At 75.1% G+C, this 2,952-nt stretch carries 2 protein-coding genes and 2 pseudogenes; 2 read left to right on the top strand and 2 right to left on the bottom strand.

Annotated elements, in window-relative coordinates:
- The coding region (locus AOK18_RS24175; RefSeq protein ID WP_055695701.1) for a DUF6986 family protein at window positions 1-879 on the top strand (879 nt) is incomplete at its 5' end.
- A gap of 104 nt (window positions 880-983) precedes the next feature.
- Here the strand turns inward: AOK18_RS24175 and AOK18_RS24180 are convergent.
- Window positions 984-2,033 carry a LacI family DNA-binding transcriptional regulator gene (locus AOK18_RS24180; protein WP_055695702.1) on the bottom strand — a complete coding sequence of 350 codons (1,050 nt, stop codon included), beginning with the start codon at window positions 2,031-2,033 and terminating at the stop codon, window positions 984-986.
- 238 nt (window positions 2,034-2,271) lie between these two features.
- On the opposite strand from AOK18_RS24180, the pseudogene AOK18_RS24185 reads away from it, so the two are divergent.
- Window positions 2,272-2,856, top strand: a pseudogene (locus AOK18_RS24185) (ROK family protein); the annotation flags it as partial.
- Here the strand turns inward: AOK18_RS24185 and AOK18_RS35475 are convergent.
- Window positions 2,852-2,929, bottom strand: a pseudogene (locus tag AOK18_RS35475) (hypothetical protein); the annotation flags it as partial. The pseudogenes AOK18_RS24185 and AOK18_RS35475 overlap by 5 nt on opposite strands.
- Between the last annotated feature and the right edge of the window lie 23 nt (window positions 2,930-2,952).

A 2,952-nucleotide genomic window follows, 5' to 3' on the forward strand; every position in this document is an offset into this window, starting at 1 on the left:
CACCGGGACGGCACGGCGGCCCCGTACGCGGGCATCCGGATGAAGGGCCTGGAGGCCGCGGTGCGCGACCGGGGCATCCGCACCCTCGACGTCTTCCTCACCGGCCTGGCCGAGGCGGGTCCGCTGCCCCCGGGGCTGGTGCTGACGCTGCCCAAGGCCACCTGCCCCGAACAGGTCACCGCCATGGCGCGGCTGCTCGGGGCGTTCGAGGCGGCGCGCGGACTGGAGGCCGGCCGGCTCGGCTTCGAGATCCAGATCGAGACCAGCCAGGCCGTTCTCGCCGCCGACGGCACCGCCACCGTCGCCCGGATGATCCGGGCCGCCGGAGGACGCGCCACGGGACTGCACTACGGCACCTTCGACTACAGCGCCTGCCTCGGCGTCTCCGCCGCGTACCAGGCCGGTGACCACCCGGCCGCCGACCACGCCAAGGCCGTCATGCAGGTCGCCGCCGCGGGCACCGGCGTACGCCTCTCGGACGGCTCCACCAACGTCCTGCCCGTCGGCCCGACCGCACGGGTCCACGCCGCCTGGCGGCTGCACCACGACCTCACCCGCCGGGCCCTGGCCCGCGCCTACTACCAGGGCTGGGACGTGCACCCCGGGCATCTGCCCACCCGCTACGCGGCCGTCTTCGCCTTCTACCGCGAGAGTTTCGAACAGACCGCCGCCCGGCTCGCCCGGTACGCCGCCCGGACCGCCGGCGACGTCGTGGACGAGCCCGCCACCGCCAGGGCCCTCGCCGGCCACCTGCTGCGCGGCCTGGACTGCGGCGCCCTGGACCACACCGAGGTGGCGCGGGCGACCGGCCTCACCCGCAGCGGCCTGGAGGGGTTCGCGTTCCCGCACCGCGGTGGCCCGCCGGCCCGCGCCCCGTGACCCGCCCGCGGGCGCACCCGTCGTACGGGAGCCGCCTTCCGCGGAGCTCCACGGCGACCGGCGCGGTGTGCGCCGCCCGTCCGGATCCGCGCGGACACCGGCGCTCAGTCCGCCGGGGGCAGCTCGCCCGAGCCGCGGGTGATCAGCTTGGTCGGCAGTTCGATCCGCTCGGGGGCGAGCGGGTCGCCGTCCAGCTGCCGGAAGAGGCGTTCGGCGGCGGTCCGGCCGAGGGCCGCGGAGTCCTGGGCGACGACCGTCAGCCCCGGCCGGAGCAGATCGGCGAGCTCGATGTCGTCGAAGCCCACGAGCGCGACCGGGCGGGACCGCTCGCTCAGGACCCGGATCACGGTGACCGTCACCCGGTTGTTGCCCGTGAAGACGGCCGTGACCGGATCGGGGCGGGAGAGCATCTCCTCGGTGGCCCGGCGCACCCGCCCGGGGTCGGTGACCCCCAGGGACATCCAGGAGTCCTCCACCGGTATGCCCGCGTCCTCCATGGCGGCGCGGTAGCCGCGCAGCCGTTCGGACGCGGTGTGGATGCCGGGCATGTCCCCGATGAAACCGATCCTGCGGTGCCCGTGGGCGATGAGGTGGGCCACGCCGTCGCGGGCGCCGCCGTAGTTGTCCGACACGACGACGTCGGCGTCTATCCGGCCCGCCGGCCGGTCCACGAAGACCGTGGCGACCCCCGCCCTGAGCTCCGGCTCGAGGTACCGGTGGTCGTCACCCGCCGGAATCACCACCAGGCCGTCCACCCGGCGGGCGCACAGCGCCAGCACCAGCTCCTGCTCGCGCTCGGCGTCCTCGGCGCTGGAGCCGTTGATCAGCAGCGCGCCGTGTGCGCGGGCGACCTCCTCGACCGCCCGGCTCAGCGGACCGTAGAACGGGTCCGCGAGATCCTCCAGCACCAGGCCCACACTCGAGGTCCGGCCCTTGCGCAGCACCCGCGCGCTGTCGTTGCGGCGGAAACCGAGGGCCTCGATGGCCTCCTGCACCCGGCGCTCCGTCTCCGGCGTGACCCCGGGTTCGCCGTTGACCACCCGCGAGACCGTCTTCAGGCCGACCCCGGCACGGGCCGCCACGTCCTTCATGGTCGGACGGTTGCCGTAACGGGACCCTGGGAGGCGGTGGGTGCGGCGGGGTGTCTCCGGCACGGTGCGGTGTCCTGTCCTGTCGGCCACGGGCTGCGTGGATCCATGGGGTTGTATGAGGATGTGGCGTCGAGCATAGAGCCTGGACAACGTTGTCAGGGTCGGGGACACTGTCCACCGCGCACCCCGGCCCGCGAGTGATCGCCGCACCCGGGGTGCGGCTCGCCCCGTGTGCCGCCCCATGGCCGCGCACGGGCCGTTCCAGCGCCTTTCTCATGGTTGACGGGGAGAACCGAGACTGATGCACACCGACCTCGTGGCAGCGCTCGACATCGGCGGCACCAAGATCGCCGGCGCGCTGGTGGACGGACAGGGCCGGATACTGGTCCGCGCCCAGCGGCCGACGCCCGCCGAAGCACACGGCGACACCGTGATGCGGTCGGTCGAGGCGGTGCTGGGCGAGCTCGCCGCGTCCCCGCTGTGGGAGCGCGCGAGCGCCGTCGGCATCGGCAGCGCGGGTCCCGTGGACGCCTCCGCGGGCACGGTGAGCCCGGTGAACGTGCCCGGCTGGCGCGACTACCCGCTGGTCGCCGGAGTCCGGGCGGCGACCGGTGGACTGCCCGTGGAGCTGATCGGCGACGGGGTGGCGATCACGGCGGCCGAACACTGGCAGGGGGCCGCCCGCGGCCACGACAACGCGCTGTGCATGGTCGTCTCGACCGGGGTCGGCGGCGGACTCGTGCTGGGGGGCCGGCTGCACCCCGGGCCGACCGGCAACACGGGGCACATCGGCCACATCAGCGTGGACCTCGACGGCGACCCGTGCCCGTGCGGCTCGCGATGCGCTCCACGCAGCCGCGCGAGCCGCACGGGCACGGGTCGCCGTCGAGGTCCACGCTGATGTGGCCGATGTGCCCCGTGTTGCCGGTCGGCCCGGGGTGCAGCCGGCCCCCCAGCACGAGTCCGCCGCCGACCCCGGTCG

Origin of the sequence: Streptomyces prasinopilosus (genome assembly GCF_001419695.1) — a bacterium.
Classification (GTDB): Bacteria; Actinomycetota; Actinomycetes; order Streptomycetales; family Streptomycetaceae; genus Streptomyces; species Streptomyces prasinopilosus.